This is a genomic window from Nocardia noduli (assembly GCF_019038455.1).
Taxonomy (GTDB): domain Bacteria; phylum Actinomycetota; class Actinomycetes; order Mycobacteriales; family Mycobacteriaceae; genus Nocardia; species Nocardia noduli.
The window spans coordinates 61,359-83,082 of sequence record NZ_JAFMPL010000016.1; the positions used below are offsets into that span (position 1 = coordinate 61,359).

The 21,724-nt window shown below is 68.4% G+C and carries 18 protein-coding genes; 10 read left to right on the forward strand and 8 right to left on the reverse strand.

What is annotated here, in order from left to right; genetic code table 11:
• Positions 1-238: 238 nt before the first annotated feature.
• Positions 239-2,710, forward strand: a complete 2,472-nt coding sequence (locus tag JZ792_RS42920; RefSeq protein ID WP_216910173.1) for a DUF4132 domain-containing protein — start codon at positions 239-241, stop codon at positions 2,708-2,710.
• A 16-nt stretch (positions 2,711-2,726) separates the two neighbouring features.
• Here the strand turns inward: JZ792_RS42920 and JZ792_RS12490 are convergent, their stop codons facing one another.
• Positions 2,727-3,902: a sensor histidine kinase gene (locus JZ792_RS12490; protein WP_216910175.1), complete on the reverse strand. Its 1,176-nt coding sequence runs from the start codon at positions 3,900-3,902 to the stop codon at positions 2,727-2,729.
• Positions 3,903-4,014: 112 nt separating this feature from the next.
• Here JZ792_RS12490 and JZ792_RS12495 point away from each other — a divergent pair, with 112 nt between their 5' ends.
• Positions 4,015-4,782: a sulfite exporter TauE/SafE family protein gene (locus JZ792_RS12495; protein ID WP_216910271.1), complete on the forward strand. Its 768-nt coding sequence runs from the start codon at positions 4,015-4,017 to the stop codon at positions 4,780-4,782.
• A gap of 10 nt (positions 4,783-4,792) precedes the next feature.
• Here the strand turns inward: JZ792_RS12495 and JZ792_RS12500 are convergent, their stop codons facing one another.
• Positions 4,793-5,449, reverse strand: coding sequence for a TetR/AcrR family transcriptional regulator (locus JZ792_RS12500; protein WP_308165275.1), 657 nt, complete (start codon positions 5,447-5,449; stop codon positions 4,793-4,795).
• Between the two features lie 151 nt (positions 5,450-5,600).
• On the opposite strand from JZ792_RS12500, the gene JZ792_RS12505 reads away from it, so the two are divergent.
• Positions 5,601-7,148, forward strand: coding sequence for a TldD/PmbA family protein (locus JZ792_RS12505; RefSeq protein WP_308165276.1), 1,548 nt, complete (start codon positions 5,601-5,603; stop codon positions 7,146-7,148).
• A gap of 65 nt (positions 7,149-7,213) precedes the next feature.
• Positions 7,214-8,530, forward strand: a complete 1,317-nt coding sequence (locus JZ792_RS12510) for a metallopeptidase TldD-related protein (RefSeq protein WP_216910277.1) — start codon at positions 7,214-7,216, stop codon at positions 8,528-8,530.
• A gap of 19 nt (positions 8,531-8,549) precedes the next feature.
• On the opposite strand, the gene JZ792_RS12515 is transcribed toward JZ792_RS12510, so the two are convergent.
• The 3 genes from JZ792_RS12515 to JZ792_RS12525 all read right to left on the reverse strand — a co-directional run bounded on the left by JZ792_RS12515 (position 8,550) and on the right by JZ792_RS12525 (position 10,213).
• Positions 8,550-9,083: a DUF4333 domain-containing protein gene (locus JZ792_RS12515; protein WP_216910176.1), complete on the reverse strand. Its 534-nt coding sequence runs from the start codon at positions 9,081-9,083 to the stop codon at positions 8,550-8,552.
• Between the two features lie 152 nt (positions 9,084-9,235).
• The gene (locus JZ792_RS12520) at positions 9,236-9,631 is read right to left on the reverse strand and encodes a PPOX class F420-dependent oxidoreductase (RefSeq protein ID WP_216910178.1); all 396 of its coding nucleotides are present in this window, start codon (positions 9,629-9,631) and stop codon (positions 9,236-9,238) included.
• Positions 9,632-9,640: 9 nt separating this feature from the next.
• Positions 9,641-10,213, reverse strand: coding sequence for a PadR family transcriptional regulator (locus JZ792_RS12525; RefSeq protein ID WP_216910180.1), 573 nt, complete (start codon positions 10,211-10,213; stop codon positions 9,641-9,643).
• 121 nt (positions 10,214-10,334) lie between these two features.
• On the opposite strand from JZ792_RS12525, the gene JZ792_RS12530 reads away from it, so the two are divergent.
• Positions 10,335-11,054 carry a DUF8817 family protein gene (locus tag JZ792_RS12530; protein WP_216910182.1) on the forward strand — a complete coding sequence of 240 codons (720 nt, stop codon included), beginning with the start codon at positions 10,335-10,337 and terminating at the stop codon, positions 11,052-11,054.
• Here JZ792_RS12530 and map read toward each other — a convergent pair.
• Positions 11,051-11,818: a type I methionyl aminopeptidase gene (map, locus tag JZ792_RS12535; protein ID WP_216910184.1), complete on the reverse strand. Its 768-nt coding sequence runs from the start codon at positions 11,816-11,818 to the stop codon at positions 11,051-11,053. The genes JZ792_RS12530 and map overlap by 4 nt on opposite strands.
• A gap of 74 nt (positions 11,819-11,892) precedes the next feature.
• Between map and JZ792_RS12540 the strand changes: the two genes are divergently transcribed.
• The gene (locus tag JZ792_RS12540) at positions 11,893-12,156 is read left to right on the forward strand and encodes a helix-turn-helix transcriptional regulator (protein WP_216910186.1); all 264 of its coding nucleotides are present in this window, start codon (positions 11,893-11,895) and stop codon (positions 12,154-12,156) included.
• Positions 12,157-12,506: 350 nt separating this feature from the next.
• A complete protein-coding gene (ileS, locus tag JZ792_RS12545) occupies positions 12,507-15,674 on the forward strand; it encodes an isoleucine--tRNA ligase (protein ID WP_216910188.1) in 3,168 nt (1,055 codons plus the stop codon).
• Here the strand turns inward: ileS and JZ792_RS12550 are convergent.
• The gene (locus JZ792_RS12550) at positions 15,661-16,452 is read right to left on the reverse strand and encodes an SDR family NAD(P)-dependent oxidoreductase (RefSeq protein ID WP_216910191.1); all 792 of its coding nucleotides are present in this window, start codon (positions 16,450-16,452) and stop codon (positions 15,661-15,663) included. The two genes, ileS and JZ792_RS12550, sit on opposite strands and share 14 nt — an antisense overlap.
• A 151-nt stretch (positions 16,453-16,603) precedes the next feature.
• Between JZ792_RS12550 and JZ792_RS12555 the strand changes: the two genes are divergently transcribed.
• Positions 16,604-17,140, forward strand: a complete 537-nt coding sequence (locus JZ792_RS12555) for a TetR/AcrR family transcriptional regulator (protein WP_216910193.1) — start codon at positions 16,604-16,606, stop codon at positions 17,138-17,140.
• Between the two features lie 51 nt (positions 17,141-17,191).
• On the opposite strand, the gene JZ792_RS12560 is transcribed toward JZ792_RS12555, so the two are convergent.
• Complete coding sequence (locus JZ792_RS12560) at positions 17,192-18,352, reverse strand: helix-turn-helix domain-containing protein (RefSeq protein WP_216910195.1); 1,161 nt, start codon at positions 18,350-18,352, stop codon at positions 17,192-17,194.
• 137 nt (positions 18,353-18,489) lie between these two features.
• Between JZ792_RS12560 and JZ792_RS12565 the strand changes: the two genes are divergently transcribed.
• The gene (locus JZ792_RS12565; protein ID WP_216910197.1) at positions 18,490-19,866 is read left to right on the forward strand and encodes an FAD-binding oxidoreductase; all 1,377 of its coding nucleotides are present in this window, start codon (positions 18,490-18,492) and stop codon (positions 19,864-19,866) included.
• 862 nt (positions 19,867-20,728) lie between these two features.
• Positions 20,729-21,718 (forward strand): MHYT domain-containing protein, encoded by a 990-nt coding sequence (locus JZ792_RS12570; protein ID WP_216910199.1) that lies wholly within the window; start codon positions 20,729-20,731, stop codon positions 21,716-21,718.
• Positions 21,719-21,724: the final 6 nt, after the last annotated feature.

The window sequence follows — 21,724 nt, forward strand, 5'->3', positions numbered from 1 at the left end:
GACCTGCCCCCGCGCGCGCGTGCCCACGGCGTCGCGAGCGACGCCTCGACCCCGCGGGATCCGTACCATTCACGACATCGCGCGATCCGGTTCGGTTGCGTGCGCGCCGATTTCGAAATCCGCGCGGTTACTGAAAGAATTCCGGCGGCGATGCGCGCGCGAGCCGTTCGAGTTCGTTCCTGTCGGTATTGCGCGATATCCTTTTCGGTTCGACCAGACATAGACCCGGGGGGACGAGGTGTCCGACAGGAAATCACTCGCACGGCTGCGCTCCGACGAGCGGACATGGATCGTTCCCGCGCGCTGGTGGCGTCGTACCGAGCCGTGGCGCGGACGCGGACAGTGTCGCGTCGCGGTGGATTCGGCGGCCGCGCAACGGGTTCGCGAACTGCTCTACGACTCGGTGGACGCGCTGCGCGCCGTACTCGCCCACCCCGCTTCCGATCCCGTCATCGCGGCACGCGGGCTCGCGGTACTGGAATCGGGCATCGGCGAACCGGTCGGTTCCGGTGTGATCAGCGCGCTGCTGCTGCGGATGCTGCCGCCACCCGATCGCGGTGACGTCGCCGACCTGCTGGTGGAGTGGTACGGCCTCGAATTCGCGGCCGAGGCGCTCGTCCATGTGAGCCGGGTCCGGCTGGTTCGCCCCGACAGCGCGGGCGAGGGCGGTACGGACGACGGCATCGGCGCGCGGCTGGCCGGTGCGGCCGTCCGGAGGAACACGGACGCGGCCACCACCGCGACCCGGCCGATGGCACGGCGACTGCGCGCCTTCCTCGCGGTCGCGCCCGACGAATCGTATTCGCGCGCCATCGGAGTGCTCACCGCGTTGCGCGGCGACGCTTACGCGCGTCGATTGCTGGCCTATCTCGCGCCGAGCGAAGCCGAGTGGGTCGACGAGGCCGTCGCGGAACTGGGAGACGGCATCGATCGGCACTGGACGGTGGCCGCCCTGTTCAGCGCGGCCGCCACCCCCGCCCAGGCCGAACGCGTCGCCGCTGTCGCCGGTCACGGAGTGCTCGCCCGCGACCCGCACGTGCTCTACAGCGTGGCCGCCCATCTCGGGCCCGCCGCCGCCGCGTCGATCGCCGCCTGCGTCGCGCAGGCCAACGACGACATGTACCACCGGGCGGTCCAGATCCTGGCCGACTTTCCCACCGACGAGGCCTTCGACCTGCTGATCGACCTGCTGCCCGACCGTCGCGCGCGCACCGCGTTGCGCGGCGCGGTCACGGCGTTTCCCGAGCGGGCGCGCCGACTGCTCGCGACCGCGGCCCACCGCGGCGACGACAGCGGCGTCGCGTGCGCGGCGCTGTTGGGCGAGCAACTCGGCGCACCGGTCGACGGACCGCTCGACTTCCGGCCGTGGCTGGATCTCACCGCGCTGCCCGCGCTGGCGCCCGCCGACGCCATGCGGCTGTGCACCCTGCTCGCCGGACCCGAACACGATTACGTGGACGCGCTGATCGCCGAACTCGATCCCGCCGATCGCGCCGCGTTCGGTATCGCGCTGTTCGAGCGGTGGCGCGCCGCGGGCTATCCGCCCTCCGACGACTGGGTGCTGACGGCGCTGGCGCGAACCGGTGACGACACCACCGCGCGCACCCTCGCGGAACTGCTCGTCACCTGGGACGGACCGGCCGGGCACAGCAGGGCCGTCACCGCTATCCGGGTGCTGACGGCGATCGGCACCGACGCCGCGCTCACCCAACTGATCCGCCTCACCCTGATCCTGCCGCCCGACGAATTGCACGCGGAGGCCAAGCGCGGGGTGTCCGCGGTCGCCGATCGGATCGGCTTGAGCGCGGATCAACTGGCCGACCGCCAGGTCCCCACCTGCGGCCTGGAATCCGACGGAACCCTGGTGCTGGCGGACGGCACCCGCATCTCGCTCGTCGGATTCGTCGCGCAGCCGAAACCCGGTGTCGGCTCACTGTTGCGCGGGACCCTCGCCCGGCCGACCGCCGAACGTTTCACCGACCTCGAACGGGAGGTCGAAGCGGTCGCCGCCCAGCAGGCGCGGCGACTCGAGGCCGCGATGGTGCGTGGACGCACCTGGTATGCCGCCGAACATCGCACGGCGTTCCTCGAGCACCCGCTGTTGCGTCATCTCGCGCGGCAACTGGTCTGGGTGGTCCTCGACGACGACGCGCACCCGACGGACTCCTTCCATCTCGCGGCCGACGGCACACTGCGCGACCACGCCGACCGTCCGTTGGACTTGCGCACCGAGAAAGTCGCCATCGCGCATCCGCTGCATCTAGGCGAGCGGCTTCCGTACTGGGCTGCCCGATTCGCCGACGACCGGATCAGGCAGCCGTTCCCGCAACTCGACCGGACGGTGCACCGGCTCTCGGCCGAGGAAGCGGCGGCCACCTCGCTGGCGCGTTTCGCGGATCGGATGGTGGCGACGAGCGCGCTGCTGCGACTGGAGGATTCCGGCTGGCGACGCAGCGCACCGGCCGACGGCGGAGTCCAGGATTACCTGTTCCGCCCGGTCGGCGCCGACCTCCAGGTGCTCATCGTGCTCGACGACGGCATCGATGCCGGTGATCCCCTGTCGATCCCGGAGCAGGGGATCGTCTCGGTCGAACTCGCGGCCGGGCCGCCCCGGCACTGGTGGCACCGGTGCGGCGACACCCGATTCGAGGTCCTCGACCCGATCACCGCCAGTGAGATCCTGCGCGACCTGGAGATTCTCGTCGTCTGACCCGCTCGAACCCGGCTCAGTCGGACAGGCCGGGGTCGAGCGGGATGGTGGCGCGCACCAGCCAGGCCCCGTCCGGCATCCGGCCGGTCTCCAGCGTCCCACCGAGGACGGCGATCCGCTCGCGCATACCGACCAGGCCCATGCCGCTGCCCTCGATCGAACTCCCGGGCGGACCGTGCACCGGTATCCCGCCGGTGTCGGTGACCTCGACGAGGACATCGGCGTCGCGTCGTCGCACGCGAACCCAGGCCTTCGGATTCGGTCCGGCGTGCCGCAGGGTGTTGGTCAGCGATTCCTGGATGACGCGGTGCACGCCGAGGCTGACTTCCGGCGCGATCCCGTCGAGTCCGCCCGTGAGTTCCGTGTCGACGGCAAGTCCGGTGCCGCGCATCATCTCCACCAATCGGGCCAGTCCCGCGGTCCCGTGCTGGGGCAGGCTGTCGGGCGCGTGATCGGTGCGCAACAGGGCGACGGTGCGGCGCAATTCACGCAATGCCTCGCGCCCGGTGGCCGCGACGGTTGCCATCGCCTGTTCGGCGACGTCGGGATCCCGGCGCAGCGCGTAGCGGGCCCCGTCGGATTGCACGATCATCACGCTCACCGCGTGCGCGACCACATCGTGCAGTTCCCTGGCGATCCTGGTGCGTTCCATGGCCACCGCTTCGTGCGTGCGCCGTTCCCGGTCGTAGTCGGCGACGGCGAGCCGGGCCGCGACCTCCGAATCGTAGGCGTGGCGCGCGCCGTTGAATTCGGCCAGCGTCCAGCACAGCGCGTAGAACAGCGAGATGAACGCGACGGTGGACGGCACCGGCTGATCCAGCAGAATTACCGAGACGGTGCTCTCGATCGCCAAGCCGACCAGCAGCAGCAGCCCTTCGCGCCTGCCCACGTACGCGACGAGGGTGTAGAGCATGATGCCGAGCGCGAGCAGCGCCGGATGACTCGCGTGATCGTCGAGCAGATAGTTCACCGCCGACGTACTCAGCGCGAGCAGCAGCATGAGTGCCGACATGGCCCGTGGATAGGCGCGACGGAACGCCACCGGAATCGGCAGCAATCCGCCGATCACCAGGTAGACGACCTTCTCCCGGCTTTCGCCGAGTCCGGTCAGATCCAGCAGCAGCAGTCCGAACGCGAGGATGGAATCCGCTACGAGCGGCTTGCCGCGAAGCCACAGACTGAACCGACGCACGAACCTCAGCCTAGGGCGGCGGCGCGGCGGTGGACCCCGACCGCGGCGGCGTGCCCGATTCCCCGCGGACGCCACCCGCGTCGAATCATGGGACGTCTGGTTGGCTGACGGGGTGGATTTCGCGGACTGGACGACCCTGCTCGTCGCCGCGACCGCTGCGGGCTGGGTCGACGCGGTGGTCGGCGGCGGCGGGTTGATCGTGCTGCCGACGCTGTTCCTGGTAGCGCCGGGTATCGCGCCGCAGACGGCGCTCGGCACCAACAAGATGGCCGCGGTCGCGGGGACGTCGGCCTCCGCGATCACCTTCGCCCGCAAGGTGCCCATGCGGTGGCGGATCCTGCTGCCCGCCGCCGTGATCGCCGCGGTGGCGGCCGGGCTCGGGGCGGCGGCGGTGTCGCTGATCGACCGCGAGTTGTTCGTCCCGATCGTGATGGTCGTGTTGGTCGGGGTCGCGATCTTCGTCACGTTGCGCCCGTCGATCGGCATCACCATGGCGACGCACCCGCCGACGCGGCGCAAGGTGATCCTGGTCGTCGGACTGGCCGCCGGACTGATCGGGTTCTACGACGGCCTGCTCGGCCCCGGCACCGGCACTTTCCTGATCATCACCTTCGCGACCGTGCTCGGCACCGAATTCGTCCGGGCGGCCGCGATGGCGAAGGTGATCAACTGCGGATCCAATGTGGGTGCGCTGATCTACTTCGGCGCCACCGGCCACATCCTCTTCGCGCTCGGCGCGGCCATGGCGGTGGGCAATGTCGCCGGTGCCGTGGCCGGTTCGCGGATGGCCCTGCGCAAGGGCGCCGAATTCGTCCGCGTGGTGCTGCTGGTCGTGGTCATCGGGATGGTGATCCGGCTGGGCTGGCAGCAATTCGCCTGATCGGGAGCCCTCAGCCGACGGTTTCGGCGCGGGTCGGGTGGGGCGCGGACAGCCACGGTTGCAGTACCCGCGAGGTGGTCTCGTGGATCCGGCGATGCAGTCGCTCGCCGTCCTCCTGGCTCGAATGCGGTTGCTGGAAAAGAACCGTCAGCGCTCCGGAGACCGCGCCGACCACCGCGCCGACCAATGCCGCGGCCCCGACTTCGTCGAATTCCTCGGGGAACGCGGCGTGCAACTGCCTGCCGATCTCGCGCTGGGCGAGTAGTTGGGCGTGCGCGGCCCGACCGCTCACCGCGGGCACGGTGCGCGAGACCTGTGCGCGCACCGCGGCGATCCTGGCGTTGAGGTCGTCGATCAGGTGGTCACCGGGGTTGTCCCCCGCGGCCCGTAGCGCGCGCAGCAGCACCTCGACCGGACGTTCGCCCGGCCTGCGCCCGCCGATCGCGACGACGGCGGCGCGCACCCGCTCGTCCGGTTCGGGGAACAGCAGTTCTTCCTTGCTGGCAAAGTAATTGAAGAACGTGCGGGTGCCGACATCGGCCGTGGCGGCGATATCGGCCACGGTCGTCTCCTCGTAGCCTCTGTTCTCGAACAGCTCGACAGCGGCCTCGAGCAGAGCACGGCGGGTACGTTCCCGTTTACGGTCGCGCAGGGCAGATGGCGGCACGCGGGCACAGTACGACATCGACTGCCGTCCTCGCGGTAACCAGGGGGTTTCCAGCGCGCCGTTGGTCGTGCGCCGCTGGGCAATTCGTCCGGTTGCGCCGGGTTGTGCGCCGGGACACCCGGTCACGGGCGGACCCGGTAGCGTAGCCGGGGTGAGCATCGCGAATTCCGAGGATTCGTCGGGAACTGCGGCCATCGACGCCGAATTCCTCGCGCTACCACTGCCCGCGCTGACCGACGCCGCGCTCGGCGCGGCGACATCCGCGGGCGCCGAATACGCCGACCTGCGTGTGCAACGGCTGGTGACCCAATCGATTCGGCTGCGCGACGGCGAGGTCGAGGCGATCACGAACGCGACCGATCTCGGATTCGCCGTCCGCGTGATCGTCGACGGCACCTGGGGTTTCGCGTCGCATCCGGCGCTGACCGCGCAGACCGCCGCCGAGGTGGCGCGGCGCGCGGTGACGGTCGCGACGACGTTGCGCGCGCTCAACAGGGAACGTGTCGAACTCGCCGACGAACCGGTCTACCGTGACGCGCGCTGGTCCTCTGCCTACGACATCGATCCGTTCGCGGTGCCGACCACGGAGAAGGTCGCGCTGCTCCAGGACTATTCGGAACGCCTGTCCAGCGCCGACGGCGTCGACCACGTGACCGCGTCGGTCCTCCAGGTCAAGGAGCAGACCTACTACGCCGACACCGCGGGCTCCTCGATCACCCAGCAGCGGATTCGCCTGCATCCCACCCTGGAAGCGGTCACCGTCGATTCCTCGGCGGGCGTTTTCGAGAGTATGCGGACCCTCGCGGCGCCCGCGGGCCGGGGCTGGGAGTACGTCACCGGAGCCGACGGGGTCTGGGATTGGAACGACGAACTCGCGAAGATCCCGGCCTGGCTCGCCGAGAAGGTGAAAGCGCCCGGTGTGACGCCGGGGCCGACCGATCTGGTGATCGACCCGACCAATCTGTGGCTCACCATCCACGAATCCATCGGGCACGCCACCGAGTACGACCGCGCGATCGGCTACGAATCCGCCTACGCGGGCACCTCCTTCGCCACCCCGGACAAACTCGGGACCCTGCGGTACGGCACGCCGATCATGCACGTCACCGGTGACCGCACCGAACGGCACGGGCTGGCCAGCGTCGGCTACGACGACGAGGGTGTGGCCGGACAGCGCTGGGATCTGGTCCGTGACGGAACCCTGGTCGGCTACCAACTCGACCGGGTCTTCGCCCCGCGCCTGGGCCTCGAACGTTCCAACGGTTGCTCGTACGCCGACTCCCCGCATCACGTGCCGATCCAGCGCATGGCCAATGTCTCGCTGCAACCCGACCCCGAGGCGGATACCAGCACCGAGGACCTGATCTCGCGGGTCGAGAACGGCATCTACATCGTCGGCGACCGGTCGTGGTCGATCGATATGCAGCGCTACAACTTCCAGTTCACCGGACAGCGCTTCTTCCGTATCCGTGACGGCGAACTCGACGGGCAGTTGCGCGATGTCGCCTACCAGGCGACGACCACCGATTTCTGGGGGTCGATGGAAGCGGTCGGCGGTCGGTCCACCTGGCAGCTCGGCGGCGCGTTCAACTGCGGAAAGGCCCAGCCCGGTCAGGCGGCCCCGGTCAGCCACGGCTGCCCGTCGATCCTGGTGCGCGGCATCAATATTCTCAACACGCGGACGGAGGCAGGGCAGTGACGGAGTTGCCGCACGCGGGCGAGGTGGTCGAGCGGGCACTGGCGCTCTCGAAGGCCGACGAGGTGATGGTCATCGTCTCCGACGCGTCCGAGGCGACGCTGCGCTGGGCCGGTAATTCGATGACGACCAACGGTTCCACGACCGCGCGGGACTGGGCGGTCGTCTCCGTCTTCCGCGAGGGGCCGCAGACCGCGCGCGTCGGCAGCATCAGCTCCACCAGCGTCGATCCGGACGAGATCGAGGCGGTGGTGCGGGCCAGCGAGGCGGCGGCGAGCAGCGCCGAACCCGCGAAAGACGCCATGCCGCTGCTGGAACCGCGAGCCCACGCCGAGGACTGGTCCGCTCCGCCCGCGCGCACCGGCATCGAGGTGTTCACCGAACTCGCGCGCGATCTCGCGGTCGGATTCGACGGCACGGACCGTCTCTACGGGTACGCCGAACACCGGGTCGTCACCACCTGGCTCGGCACGTCGACCGGGGTCCGCCGCCGTTTCACCCAGCCGACGGGGTCGGTGGAAATCAACGGGAAGCGCGGCGAGGGCACGGATCTGGCCAGCGCCTGGGTCGGGGTCGGAACCACCGACTTCACCGATGTCGATATCGCCGCGATGCTCGCCGACCTGTCACGCAGGCTGGATTGGGCGGGCACCAGGATCGATCTGCCCGCCGGGCGCTACGAGACGCTGATGCCGCCGTCGACCGTCGCGGACATGATGATCTACATGTCCTGGTCGATGGAGGGCCGAGGCGCGCACGAAGGACATTCGGCGTTCGCGCGCGCGGGTGGCACCAGGGTCGGCGAGCGACTCAGCGAGATTCCGCTGACCCTGTACTCCGATCCGGAGGCGAGCGGACTCGAGTACCAGCCCTTCGTCGCGACCCGCGCATCCTCGGAGGCGATGTCGGTCTTCGACAACGGGTTGTCCGCGCGACGGGTCGACTGGTTGCGCGACGGCGTGATCGAATCGCTGATCTATCCGCGCGCCACCGCCGCCGAATACGACGCTCCCGCGACGGTCCCCGGCGACAATCTGCTGTTGACCGGCGGTTCCGAGGCCACCCTGGACGAGATGATCGCGCGTACCGAACGCGGTCTGCTGCTGACCACGCTCTGGTATATCCGCGTCGTCGATCCGGCGACCCTGTTGCTCACCGGGCTCACCCGTGACGGCGTCTATCTGATCGAGAACGGCGAGGTGGTCGGCGCGGTGAACAACTTCCGCTTCAACGAGAGCCCGCTGGATCTGCTGCGGCGCGCGACCGAGGCGGGCGCGACGGAGACGACGCTGCCGCGCGAGTGGAAGGACTGGTTCACCCGAACCGCCATGCCGCCGTTGCGTATTCCCGACTTCCACATGTCGTCGGTGAGTCAGGCGACCTGATCGAACGGCGCGCCCTGTCCTAGTGCGGGCGGCTGACCTCGTAGGTGCCGTCGAGATCGGTGACGGTGATCGTCACGCTCTTCTTGATCCCGTCCACCCTGGCCGTGCAGTCGAAGACCGCGCCGACCTCCACCGGCTGCCCGGCGGGGCATTTCACCTCGCGGACGTCTTCCTGCCCGTAGGACTCGCCGAGCACCTGCACCACGCCGCGCTGGACGACCAGCGGATCCAGACTCTCCGGCGCGCTCGCGACGCTGGTGCGCGCCGCGATCGTCGACGGGATCGCCGCGGCGGGCGGTATCACCGGAACGCTGGCCTGGGGCGCGGACACCGCCGGTTTCGGCGCGGTGTCGGGCATCGACGACTCCCGGATGCCGACCACGATCAGACCGCTGATCACCCCCGCGATCGCGATGACGAAAGCGGCGACGACGCCGGCGATGATCACCGGCACCCAGCCGTTCGCGGTGGACCGGGGTGCCTGCCCCGACGCCGAGTGATCGGCGATCGGGTAAGGGCGAGAGGTATTCGGCTGTCGCGTCGGTACCGTCATCACGTTCCCTCCCCCCGGGGCAGGGCCGAAAAATGAGGTCTGCCAGTGAACTACCCCGGTGCGCGCGCAAGGATAACCGAGTGGGTGGGTCCTTCGCCCCGCACTCCCCCGAATCGCCCTACCGGACTTGCGGATTGCGTATCACCGTATGGTTACGGCGCAGGTGGGGGCGTCGGCGTGATCTCGATCCCGACGGTCCCGGATTTCCCGCGACGCAGATTGCTTCCGATGATGGTCAACGGGCCGAGGATGAAGTACTTGCGCATCAGCAGTTTGCGCACCCGCGCGGTGCCTTCGGCGTCCAGGATCCGGCCGGTGCCTTCGACCACCTCGCCGCGCGGCTTGCCGCGCACGTCGCAGGGCTGGACAGTGACCGCGGGATTCTTGCGCAGCCGTTTCACCTTCCAGCTGTCGGTGACGGTCCAGACGAACAGTTTGTCGCCGTCGGCCACCGCCCAGATCGGTGTCCCGACGGGCGTGCCGTCCTTTCGGAACGTCGTCAGGAGAACGTAGTCCGCGTCGCCGACGGGACCGAGGGTGTTGGTCATGCCCGCAGCCTAATCTTCCGGATCCGGGTATGCCCGTTCCCGCAGGTGGTATTCGCCCGCCTCCAGCCGCGCGAGAATGCCGCCGGTCCACGCCGTGAGATTCGCGAAGACACCACTCCACAATTCGAGTAGATCGGTGGCGTGCGGCGCTTCGTAGCGGCCGGGGAAATCGGGAATCATCGCGAGAAGTTCGGCGCGCACCGTGTCGCTGTTGCGGCGCTGCTCGCGTAATTTCTCGATGACGTGCGCGCGGGGCAGTGCGTCCATGAAGGCGATGGCCGCGCCCAACTCCTCCATGTCGACGCTCACCAGCGCCGCGTCCATCAGCGCGCGGAATTCCACTTCCCCGGCCTCGGTCAGCGTGAACAGGGTTCGTCCCGGTCCCTTCTCGCTGCTCTCGGTATCGGAGGCGCTCAATTTTCCTTCCGCGCCGAGCTGTTTCAGGGCGTGATAGATCGAGCCCGGTTTCACATTGGTCCACGTGTCCGCGCGCCACGACAGCAGTTCGGCGCGCACGGCGTACCCGTGGGCGCGCCCCTGCCTACGGATCACCCCGAGCACGAGCAGTCGCACCGAGGACATGTCGACCATCCTTTCCTTCGCCGTCGACCGCACATGCTACTCGAGCTTGACTTCCCCGAAACGCGCCTTAGGCTGGGGTAGTCAAATTTGACTAGCTTCGATCACGTGGAGGAACTTCCCGATGGGCGACACCCCGGTTCCCGTGCTGTGGACCGCAGCACCGGCCGCGACCCTGGATTTCTACCGAACACTCGGCTACACCGTGACCTACGAGCAGACCCGCCCCTACGTCTATCTCGCCTTCGAACGCAACGGCTGCCCGATCCACTTCTCCGGGGCGCCCGAGACAGCGGAATCGATCATCGAACATGTCGGCTGTCTGGTGATGGTCGACAACGTGGCCGACGTGCACCGCGAATTCAGCACCGCTCTGCGTGCCCACTTCGGAAAGATTCCCGCCAAAGGGCGTCCGCGGATCACCCGATTCCGCCCCGGCCAGAGTCGATTCAGCGTCGTCGACCCCGACGGCAACACCCTGATATTCATCCAGCGCGACGAACCCGAGGATGTCGAATACGGGGGTTCGGCCGAACTGGAGGATCTCGCGCGCGTGCTCGACAATGCCCGGATCCTGCGCGATTTCAAGAACGACGACAAAGCCGCCGCGCGCGTGCTCGAGGTCGGACTCGGCCGGTTCGCCACCGTCGCGACCCCACTCGAACGCGCCCGCGCCATGGCGATGCTCGCCGAATTGGCGGTGGCCACGGACGAACCGCGGCGCGCCGAGAAATTCCGCGCCGATATCCGCGCGCTGGAATTATCCGCCGAGGACCGCGACGCCGTCACCGAAGAACTGCGCGCGGGCACCGATCTGGAGCACTGGCTCGACGGTGACGACTAACCCGCGACGGTGAGCACTCGCGGGCCGTCGGCGGTGATCGCGACCGTATGTTCGGAATGGGCGGTACGGGAACCGTCGGCCGACCGGATGGTCCAGCCGTCGGGGTCGGTGTAGATCCGGTCGGTGGTGCGCGCGAACCAGGGTTCGATGGCGATGGTCAGACCGGGCCGCAGCGTGTATCCGCGGCCCGGCCTGCCCGCGTTGGGGATGTGCGGGTCCTCGTGCATGGTCCGTCCGAGACCGTGGCCGCCGAATTCGGTGTTCACCGGGTAGCCGTGGGAGCGGGCGACCCCCGCGATGGCAGCGGAGATGTCGCCGATCCGATTACCCGGCAGGGCGGCCTCGATGGCGGCGGCCAGCGCCTCCTCGGTCGCGCGGACCAGTCGCAGATCTTCCGGATCCGCCGTGCCGACGATGACCGTGGTGGCCGAATCGGCCACCCATCCGTCGATGCCGACGGCGAGGTCGATACTGAGCACGTCGCCGTCGCGCAACCGGTAGTCGAACGGAAGTCCGTGCAGCACGGCGTCGTTCACCGAGAGGCAGACCGTGTTGCGGAACGGTCCGCGCCCGAACGACGGCGCGTAGTCCCAGTAGCAGGATTGCGCACCGGCCTCCCGGATGCGTTCGCGCACATGCGCTTCCAGCTCGAGCAGGTTCACCCCGACCCGCGCGAGCGCCCGCACCTCGGCCAGCACCCCCGCGACGAACCGCCCGGTCACCCCCATGCGATCGATTTCCGCGGGCGACTTCAACTCCACCATCACAACCTCCACTCGGTATTTTAATACCAGCGTAGCGGCTTGCGGTATTTTAATACCACTCGTACCCTGGTCGCATGGTCCGACTCCCGCTCACCCCCGCCCAGATCGAGGCAGGCCGCCGCCTCGGCGGACGGTTGCGCGCGGCCCGCGCCGACCGCGAACTCTCCGACGTCGCCGCCGAGGCGGGAATCTCCCCCGAAACCCTGCGCAAGATCGAAACCGGCCGACTCCCCTCCCCCGCCTTCGGCACCGTCGTCGCCCTGAGCCAGGCCCTCGACCTCCCCCTCCAGGAACTGGCCGACACCTGGCGCTCGGCCGGCCTCGCCGAATCCGCCTGAGGCAGCGGCGTCCGGTCGCGAGCGATTTCGACGCGCGGTGATCGCCCTAGCGAACCGCGCGAACGCCTCGCCGCGTTTTCGGTGTTGCGCGCCGACCTGCTAACTTCGGAACAACGGCGTTGATCCGGCCATCACCGGGAAGCCTTCGGAAGAACAGGGACTCCGCGGAGTCTCCCAGTAGAACCGGACGTCCGTCGCACGTCACAGCGACCAATGAGCGGCACGCGGAGTTTCGTGTGCAAGCGGGGTGGTACCGCGGGCCCCCGATCCTCGTCGATCGGGTGTTTCGTCCCCGCACGGGCGAGTTCACCTACCTGTGCGAGCACGGAACGAACGGGAGCAGTCGGAATATGGTCCATGACGATCGACCCACGTCACCCTTCGTCGCCCTCGCGGCGCGAATCGACCTCCCCTCGACCGAGTCGACGATTATCGAATGGTGGCGCGAGCGCGACATCTTCGCCCGCAGTCTCGAGCGCACCGCGACGGGTCCGAGGTGGGGGTTCTACGAGGGGCCGCCCACCGCCAACGGCTCGCCGGGTGTCCATCACGTCGAGGCGCGCGTGTTCAAGGACGTCTTCCCGCGCTTCAAGACCATGAAGGGGTATTCGGTGGCGCGCCAGGCGGGTTGGGACTGCCACGGCCTTCCGGTCGAGCTCGCGGTGGAGAAGGAACTCGGGCTGGAGGGTAAACCCGCGATCGAGGAATTCGGGGTGGCCGAATTCAACGCCCGCTGCCGCGAATCCGTCATGCGCCACGTCGGGGAGTTCGAGCGGCTCACCGAGCGCATGGGGTACTGGATCGACCTCGACCATCCGTACACGACCATGTCGCCGGAATACATCGACAGCGTGTGGTGGTCGCTCGCGCGAATCTTCGACCGCGGTCTGCTGACCGAGGATTTCCGGGTCGCGCCCTACTGCCCGCGCTGCGGGACGACGCTGTCGGATCACGAACTCGCCCAGGGCTACGAGACGGTCACCGACGCGTCGGTGTACGTCCGACTGCCGCTGTCGGAACCGGTCGCGGGGATCGACGGCGTCGATCTGCTGATCTGGACCACCACACCGTGGACCCTGCCCGCCAATACGGCGGTCGCGGTCAATCCCACGGTGACCTATGTCGTCGCGCGCACCGGCGCGGGGACTTTCCTGGTCGCCGAACCGCTGGTCGAGGCGGTGCTCGGCCCGGACGCCGAACGCGCGGCGACCGTGCTCGGCGCCGACCTCGCCGGTCTGCGGTATCGACGGGCCTTCGACCTGGTCGACATCCCGGACGCGCACCGCATCGTCACGGCCGACTACGTCACCACCGCCGACGGCACCGGCCTGGTCCATCAGGCTCCGGCGTTCGGCGCCGACGACCTCGCGGTCTGTCAGGCCAACGGACTGCCCCTGGTCAATCCGATCGAATCCGACGGCCGCTTCGCCCCCGACGTCCCGCTGATCGGCGGCATGTTCTTCCACGACGCCGACCCGGTGTTGATCGAGGAACTCGACCGACGCGGATTATTGTTCCGTCGCACCGATTTCGAGCACAGCTACCCGCACTGCTGGCGATGCCACACGCGACTGATGTACTACGCGCAGCCGTCCTGGTACATCCGCACGACGGCGGTCCGCGCGGAACTGCACCGGGAGAACGAGCGGACGAACTGGTTCCCCGAGACCATCAAACACGGCCGATTCGGCAACTGGCTCGACAACAATATCGATTGGGCGGTATCGCGCAGCCGGTACTGGGGAACACCACTTCCGTTGTGGCGCTGCGAGAACGACCACGTCACCGCCGTCGGCTCGCGCACCGAACTCGGCGAGCTCGCGGGTGTCGACGTGTCGGACATCGATCCGCACCGGCCCCATATCGACGCCGTCACCTTCGACTGCCCGGACTGCGGCACCACCGCGACACGGGTGCCGGAAGTCGTCGACGCCTGGTACGACTCGGGGTCGATGCCGTTCGCCGCGCTCGGTTATCCGCACGTGGAGGGCAGCGTCGAGGCCTTCGAACGCGACTACCCGGCGCAGTACATCTGCGAGGCCATCGACCAGACCCGCGGCTGGTTCTACACCTTGATGGCGGTCGGCACCCTGGTCTTCGATCGCTCGTCGTACGAGAACGTGGTCTGCCTCGGGCATATCCTCGCCGAGGACGGCCGCAAGATGAGCAAACATCTCGGCAATGTCCTCGCGCCGATCCCGCTCATGGACACGCACGGCGCCGACGCGCTGCGCTGGTTCATGGCATGTTCGGGGTCGCCGTGGTCGGCCCGCCGGGTAGGTCCCGGCCCACTGGACGAGATCTCACGACGCCTGCTGATGACCTACTGGAACACCGCGTCGTTCTTCGCGCTGTACGCGAGCAACGCCGAATGGAATCCGTCCGCGGCGCACCCGCCCGCGCGGCGCCCCGTGCTCGACCGGTGGATCATCGGCGAACTGCACACGCTGGCCGACGCGGTGGACACGCGGCTGGAGAACTACGACACGACGGGTGCGGGCAGGCTGCTCGCCGAATTCGTCGACGCGCTGTCGAATTGGTACGTGCGCCGGTCGCGCCACCGATTCTGGGACGGCGACCAGGACGCGCTGTCGACCCTGTTCGAATGCCTCGATGTGCTCACCCGTCTGCTCGCGCCGTTCATCCCGTTCCTCACCGAACAGGTGTGGCAGGACGTGCTGCGCCGGGGCGGGGCGAGTGCCGAATCGGTGCACCTGTCGGACTGGCCGGTGTCCGACGCGGCACTGATCGACCGCGCCCTGTCCGACGAGGTCGCGACGGCACAGGCGTTGGCCGAGGCCGGTCGTGCCGCGCGCAAGGTGAGCAAGGTCCGGGTTCGTCAGCCGCTGGCGCGGGCGTTCGTCGGATTGCCGCCCGGTGTCACGCTCGGGCAGGATCTGCTCGACGATGTCGCCGACGAATTGAATGTCAAACGTCTGGAGACGCTGCGGTCGGCGGCGACCGTGATCGATATCGGCGTCAAGGCGAACTTCCGCGCGCTCGGGAAGCGTTTCGGTAAGAAGACGCAGGCCGTCGCCGATGCGCTGCACGCCGCCGACGCCGCGCGTGTGGTCGAGCAATTACGCGAGACCGGGGCGGCGACGATCGAATTCGACGGCGCCACCGTCACTCTCGGACCCGACGAGGTCATCGTCTCGGAACTGCCGCGCACCGGCTGGGTGGTCGAAACCCAGCGCGGCGCCACCATCGCCCTCGATATCGAGATCACCGCCGAACTCGCGGCCGAAGGTATCGCCCGCGATGTCGTCCGGGTGATCCAGAACGCCCGCCGCGACGCGGGATTGGCGATCGCGGACCGGATCGAGCTCACCGTCGCCGGAGCCGACGACATCCTGGCGACGGTGAAATCTTACGAAACCTTCATCGCCGCCGAAACTCTCGCCACCTCGACGACGCTGGTGAACGCAGTGACCGACGGTTTCACCGGAACCGTCGGTGACGGGGCCGAGATCAGCGTCCGTGTCGTGACGACGCCCGGCGAATTCACGCGTCCTTGAAGGGATTCAGCCTGCCACCGAGGTAGTAGCCGACACGGGTCGGGATCGGGCGCATCGCCGCGGCCACGACCTTGTTGACGGTGCCGGGCACGCAGACCGGCTTGCCGTTCATGACGGCCTGCCAGCCTTCGCGCACCACGTCGTCGGGCTGCTGCCACAGCAGGCCGGGGAGGTTGTTCGCCTCGTCGCGGGTACCCATCACATCGTGGAACTCGCTGTGGGTGAAGCCGGGACACAGGGCGGTGACGTGGATGCCGTGCGGTTTCAGCTCCATGTCGAGGGACTGCGAGATATTGAGGACGTAGCTCTTGACCCCCGTGTAGAGCAGGCTCGCGCCGGGCGGGGAGAACGCGGCCAGCGACGAGAGATTGACGATCCGGCCCCACCCGCGCTCCTTCATGCCGGGAACGACGCGGTGCGACAACTCGGTCACCGCGGTCACCATCAGCTGGATCTCGGCGGCGAGTGTGTCCCACGGCGTCTCGGCGAATGCGGTCTTCCCGGACAGTCCGGCGTTGTTGACGAGGATGTCGATGTCGATGCCCTCGGCCGCGGCGTGGTCGGTGATGGCGGCGGGCGCGGCGGGGTCGCTCAGATCGGCCGCGAAAACCGCGCAGCGCACGTCGTATTCGGCGCGCAGTTCCGCGGCGAGGGCCTCCAACCGCTCCGCGCGGCGGGCGACGAGCAGCAGGTCGTAGCCCTGACTCGCGAGGTGACGGGCGAAACTCGCGCCGATGCCGGCGGAGGCCCCGGTGACGAGGGCGGTTCTGGTGGGCATTCGATTCCTCGGCTCGGCGGGCGAAACCCGACGGTCGCGCGGGTGCACGGCCGGGTTTCTTGAATGGCAATCAAGAACTTCGCGAGCGTAGCCGATCCTTGATTGCCGTTCAAGATAGGATCGTGGCCTTGCCGACGAGCGACAGGAACCCATGCCGGCCAACAAACGCCCCAGGGACCGACAGGAGAAGCGCGACGAGATCGTCACCGCCGCGCGACGCCTCTACGTCGACGCGGGCTACGACGCCACGAGCATGAGCCGTCTCGCCGCCGAGGCCGGGGTCGCGGCCAACACCGTGTACTGGTACTTCACCGACAAGGACGATGTACTGATCGCGGTACTCGACACCCTCGTCGAGGAAGCCCTCCTGGATTGGCCGAACGCCCCCACCGGCCTCGCGGGTCGCATGCTGTGGCTGATCGACCGACTGTCGACCGTGAGCAAACTGGTCAGCACCGTGCACGCCCGCACCACCGTGTCCGAATCCATCGACGCCTGGCACCACCGTTTCCACACCACGGGCGAGGCGATGCTGCGCGCCGAGATCCACCGCCCCGGCCTCACACCCACCGAACTGGACGCGGCCGTACGACTGTGCGTGTTCACCATCGAGGGCCTACTGGTCCACCCCCACGCCGAATCCGAGAAGCGCGCCATCTGCGAGACATTGCAGAAGAGTCTCTGCTGACCAGAACGGAATCGCACCCGCACCGCGGATCGACTCCGGTGCGGCGCGGGGTCAGGCGCCGACCCGGCCGGGTTCCGGCTCGCGGGCGACGAACCAGCCGGTCGGGGTGAGTTCGGCGCCCATGCGCGGGACGTACTGGTCGAAGTAGACGCGGGAGATCAGTTCGCGTCGGGAGCGGACGTTCGCCTTGTCGAAGACCGATTTCAGGTGGTCCTGGACGGTGTAGGTGGACAGGTGCAGGGTGGCCGCGATCTCCTTCGTGTCGATGCCCTGGAGCACCAGTTGGACGACGTCGCGTTCCCGTGGTGAGAGCCCGTAGGCGGCGACGACGATCGCGACGATCTCCGGCGGACGCGCTTCCTCGATGGTGATCACCACGTCGCCCTGCCTGCCGCCGCGTGCGGTGAGCGGGCCCGCGTGCAGGACCAGCCACATACCGCCGGTGGTGCGCATCCGGCAGCGGGGCGGGACGGCCGTCTCTCCGCGTCCGAATCGCCTGGCCGCGCCGACCAGGGCACCGACGGGACCGAGCGGATCGCCACCGCCCACCCCCCAGTCGAGTTCGGTCAGGCGCTGCTCGGCGCCGAGACTCATCTGCACGATCTGATCGTCGGAGCCGACGATCAGCACGGCGGGGCCGGTGATCGAGGCGGGCGGGGCGGCCTCGACCAGGCGGGCAAGCATGCCGGTGCGGACCCCGTGCGCGAACGGCGCCGCGAGGGAGGCGAGGAAATCGATTTCGGCGGCGTCGAACGGTGCGTCGCCCGCACCGCGGAACAGCGCCATCGCGCCCCAGGTCTCGTGGCCGTCGCGGAAGGCCAGACGGGCCTCGTCGGCGAAACCGAAATGCGGTTTCATGAAGGTGCCCATCCGCCCGGAACGCTCGACGTCACCGTTGGTCATGAGGTGCACGCCCGCGGCGGGCACCTCGGCGCGCGCGAGTTCGGTGAACGCGGTCGGTTCGACGGTGCCGTATTCGATCAACCCGAATTCGTGGTCGTGACTGTTGCGATCGCGCAGGTCACCGTATTTCCTGGCGCTGGTCAGCATATGGGTGACCGGGTCCTGGGTGGCGATGCACGCGCTCACCCACGGCACCGCGCGCGATACCGAGGCGACGGCTTCCTCGAGGAAGGTGTCGAGGTCGAGTCCGGCGCGCGCGACGATATCCATATCCTGTCGCACACGTGCCGCGGTCAGTCCTCGAGCCATGACGATCAGTGTGCGCCCGCGAGCGGATTCCCACCATCCCAGAAGTCTGGGTACCGCCGACCACCAGATCCGACGGGCCGCGATTCCCCGGCTTCGCGGGATGGTGTGGCGGTCGGCGCGGGCCGAATGTTGTCGCCATGACTTCTTTCGACCTCACCGCCTCCCCCGCCCTGGAGACCCTGCGCGACCACTGCGAACTGCACCTGCCCGGCGACGACGGTTACGACGCCGCGCGGACCCCGTGGAACGTGGCGGTCGACCAGCGCCCCGCCGCGGTCGCGATCCCCCGCACCGTCGCCGAGGTGGCCGCGGTGGTGCGCGCCGCCACCTCGGCGGGTCTGCGGGTCGCCCCGCAGAGCACCGGTCACGGCGCGGGACCGCTCGCCGAACGCGCGCTCGACGACGTCGTGCTGCTGCGCCTGTCGGAGCTGACCGGGGTCACGATCGATCCGGTCGCGCGGACCGCGACGGTGGTCGGCGGCACCCTGTGGCAGGAGGTGATCGCCGCCGCCGCTGCGCACGGACTGACCGCGTCGCACGGCAGCGCGCCCGATGTCGCGGTGGCGGGATACATCCTCGGCGGCGGGCTGTCGTTCTACAGCCGCGAACACGGCCTCGCCGCGAACGCGGTGCGCTCGGTGGATGTGGTGCGGCACGACGGCGCCCTCGTCCACGCCGACGCTCAGGAGAACCCCGATCTGTTCTGGGCGGTGCGCGGCGGTGGCGGCAACCTCGGGGTCGTGGTGTCGATCGAACTCGAATTGCTGCCCTACGCCGACATTTTCGCCGGAATGCTGCTGTGGGACCGCGAGCGCGCCGCCGACGTGATTCCGGCCTGGGTGCGCTGGAGCCGGACCGCCCCCGAATCGGTGACCACATCGCTGCGGGTCATGAGCTTCCCGCCGCTGCCCGAACTGCCGCCGTTCCTGTCCGGCCGCGACATCGTCGTCGTCGACGGCGCGATCCTGGCCGACGACGACACCGCCGCGACGATCGTCGAACCGCTGCGGGCGCTGCGCCCGGAAATGGACACCTTCGCCCGAATCCCCTCGGCCGCGCTGCTTCTCGTCCACATGGACCCGCCCGCACCGACGCCGACCGTCGGTGACCACAGCGTCCTCGGCGATCTCGACGACGCCGCGATCTCCGCGCTGCTCGCCCATATCGGCGACGGCACCGCCCCCGGTCTGATGTTCACCGAGTTGCGTCACCTCGGCGGCGCCATCGGACGCCCGTCCGACACGGGCGGCGCGCTGTCCCACATCCCCGGCGTCTACGGATTGCTCTGTGTCGCTGTGGCTCCGACGCCGCAGGCCGCCGTGGCGGGCAGGGCGGCGGCGTTCTCCGTCGTTCGTGCGATGTCGAGTTGGTCGCTGCCGAATCTGATTCCGACCTTCACCGAGAACCGCGCGGATTCGGGCCGCATGTACGACGGTGAGGACTGGGCCCGCCTGTGCACGGTCCGCGACGAACTCGCCCCGGGCGCGGTCTTCGTGGCGAATCACGCGCTCTAGCGTGATGCGGCGGCGTCGGCGAGGGCACCGGCTCCGATCACGGAATCGATACGGCCACGGGCGGTTCCGTTTCCATGGCCGAACCGCCACCGCGAGATCACCGGTAGTCGCGGCGCCGACGAGGGGTGCTGCCGCGGGCTACCGCCGAGGCGCGCGGTGGCGGCGTCGTCGGCCGCACGACCGGAATTCCACACTCGTACGTGACGACCCCGCGTTATCCGACATGTGCATGTTCCACATATGCCGTCGAATTCATCGATTCAGCAGTGCGACAGCGATATCAGCAACCCCGCAGACAGCATTTCCGACGCGGGTCGCACGCCGCCACATATCCGGTCGAGCCCCGCCTTTCGGCGGATACTCCGGTATCCGAGTACACCCGGTATGTAGTGTTGTCGAAATCATCCGGGTCGTAAACGTATATGCGGTAAAGGATATCGAGCCCGCCGCACACAGTTCACGATCCGGATACGGCCACATCGAACCGGGAGGCCCGGACACGCACAACGGCGGTTGCGACATCGGATTCCGCTGGACCGCACTATTTTTCCGACACGTGTCGCATAGGAGACGCGAGAACCGGGAGGTCATCTTTTCCGGCACACCGAAACGTCACCCTCGACGCGTTCCGGCCACGCGGTGGTCCGGTCACCGATCTCGAGCTCCGACAATATTGCCGATAAATAGCTCGGACGTAACTGTCGAGCGGGAGTACCCCATTTCCCGGAAGACCTTCCGCTAAACCAAAACGTGATGAACGCCATATTTTTCAGCCTACGGCCAACCTGCCACCTGCCGTATCGTCTGTTCCGCTACATCATTTCATGATCTCGGCAGTACCGTCGGCAGTGGGGTTTTCAAGGTGCTAGACATTTACCACTTCAGTCACGGCTGGTTGACGCCACTGCTGTCCTACATCATGTCGTTCATCGGCTGTCTACTCGGATTGCAGTGCGCGGCACGCGCACGACAGGAGAGCCGGACGTCGTGGCTCGGCCTGTCCGCCTTGGCGATCGGCGGCACCGGTATCTGGGTGATGCATTTCATCGCGATGCTCGGCTTCTCGATCGAGGACGCGCAGATCCGCTATAACGTGCCTATCACGCTGTTCAGCGCCGTCACCGCCATCGTGGTGGTGTGGATCGGATTGATGCTGGTGGTGAAACCGGAGCCGACGCTGCCCGGACTACTCGCGGGCGGCACCATCACCGGACTCGGCGTCGCGGGCATGCATTACACGGGTATGTACGCGATGAAATCCGATGCGGCCGTGACCTACAACGCCGGATTGGTCGGATTGTCCGTATTGATCGCGGTCGTCGCGGCCACGGCGGCGCTGTGGTTCACCCTGCATATCGACGGCGCGTTCGCCACCATCGGCGCGGCATTGATCATGGGTGTCGCGGTTTCCGGAATGCACTACACCGGTATGGCCTCCATGCACGCCCACGCGGGTGCGCACCACGGCACACCCTCCGGAGCGGAAGCACTGCAATTGCTCGGCCCGTTGATCGCGGGGATCAGCATCGTGACCATGCTCCTGCTCATCAGTGTCGGTCTGACCTCCATCGAACGCACCCCCGTCAGGCGCACTCCCACGGACGCGAGCGGACCCGCCACGGGCGTCGGCCTCGCACCGCCCAGACGCTCGGATTCCCTTCCGGCCGACCGCATCAACTGGTGGGAGGATCGATCCGAGACGCAGGGCACCGGCGGATTTCCCACCAACCAGTACTGGCCGAGCAGACCGTCGAATTCGTCGGTGCGCGCCGAATCGGAAACCGCACGACCGCGCGCCGTCGACGAGCGAGCGCCACGACAGCCGCGGTACGGACGCCACGACAACACGTGATCCCCC

What these genes read in the sequence shown, in the direction of transcription:
- JZ792_RS12530 (WP_216910182.1), top strand. Translation starts at nt 10,335, where the DNA reads ATGGGCGACACCCCGGTTCCCGTGCTGTGGACCGCAGCACCGGCCGCG.
- JZ792_RS12515 (WP_216910176.1), bottom strand. Translation starts at nt 9,083, where the DNA reads ATGACGGTACCGACGCGACAGCCGAATACCTCTCGCCCTTACCCGATC.
- JZ792_RS12560 (WP_216910195.1), bottom strand. Translation starts at nt 18,352, where the DNA reads ATGGCTCGAGGACTGACCGCGGCACGTGTGCGACAGGATATGGATATC.
- JZ792_RS12520 (WP_216910178.1), bottom strand. Translation starts at nt 9,631, where the DNA reads ATGACCAACACCCTCGGTCCCGTCGGCGACGCGGACTACGTTCTCCTG.
- JZ792_RS12555 (WP_216910193.1), top strand. Translation starts at nt 16,604, where the DNA reads ATGCCGGCCAACAAACGCCCCAGGGACCGACAGGAGAAGCGCGACGAG.
- map (WP_216910184.1), bottom strand. Translation starts at nt 11,818, where the DNA reads ATGGTGGAGTTGAAGTCGCCCGCGGAAATCGATCGCATGGGGGTGACC.
- JZ792_RS12525 (WP_216910180.1), bottom strand. Translation starts at nt 10,213, where the DNA reads ATGTCCTCGGTGCGACTGCTCGTGCTCGGGGTGATCCGTAGGCAGGGG.
- JZ792_RS12510 (WP_216910277.1), top strand. Translation starts at nt 7,214, where the DNA reads ATGGTCATCGTCTCCGACGCGTCCGAGGCGACGCTGCGCTGGGCCGGT.
- JZ792_RS12550 (WP_216910191.1), bottom strand. Translation starts at nt 16,452, where the DNA reads ATGCCCACCAGAACCGCCCTCGTCACCGGGGCCTCCGCCGGCATCGGC.
- JZ792_RS12540 (WP_216910186.1), top strand. Translation starts at nt 11,893, where the DNA reads ATGGTCCGACTCCCGCTCACCCCCGCCCAGATCGAGGCAGGCCGCCGC.
- JZ792_RS12565 (WP_216910197.1), top strand. Translation starts at nt 18,490, where the DNA reads ATGACTTCTTTCGACCTCACCGCCTCCCCCGCCCTGGAGACCCTGCGC.
- ileS (WP_216910188.1), top strand. Translation starts at nt 12,507, where the DNA reads ATGGTCCATGACGATCGACCCACGTCACCCTTCGTCGCCCTCGCGGCG.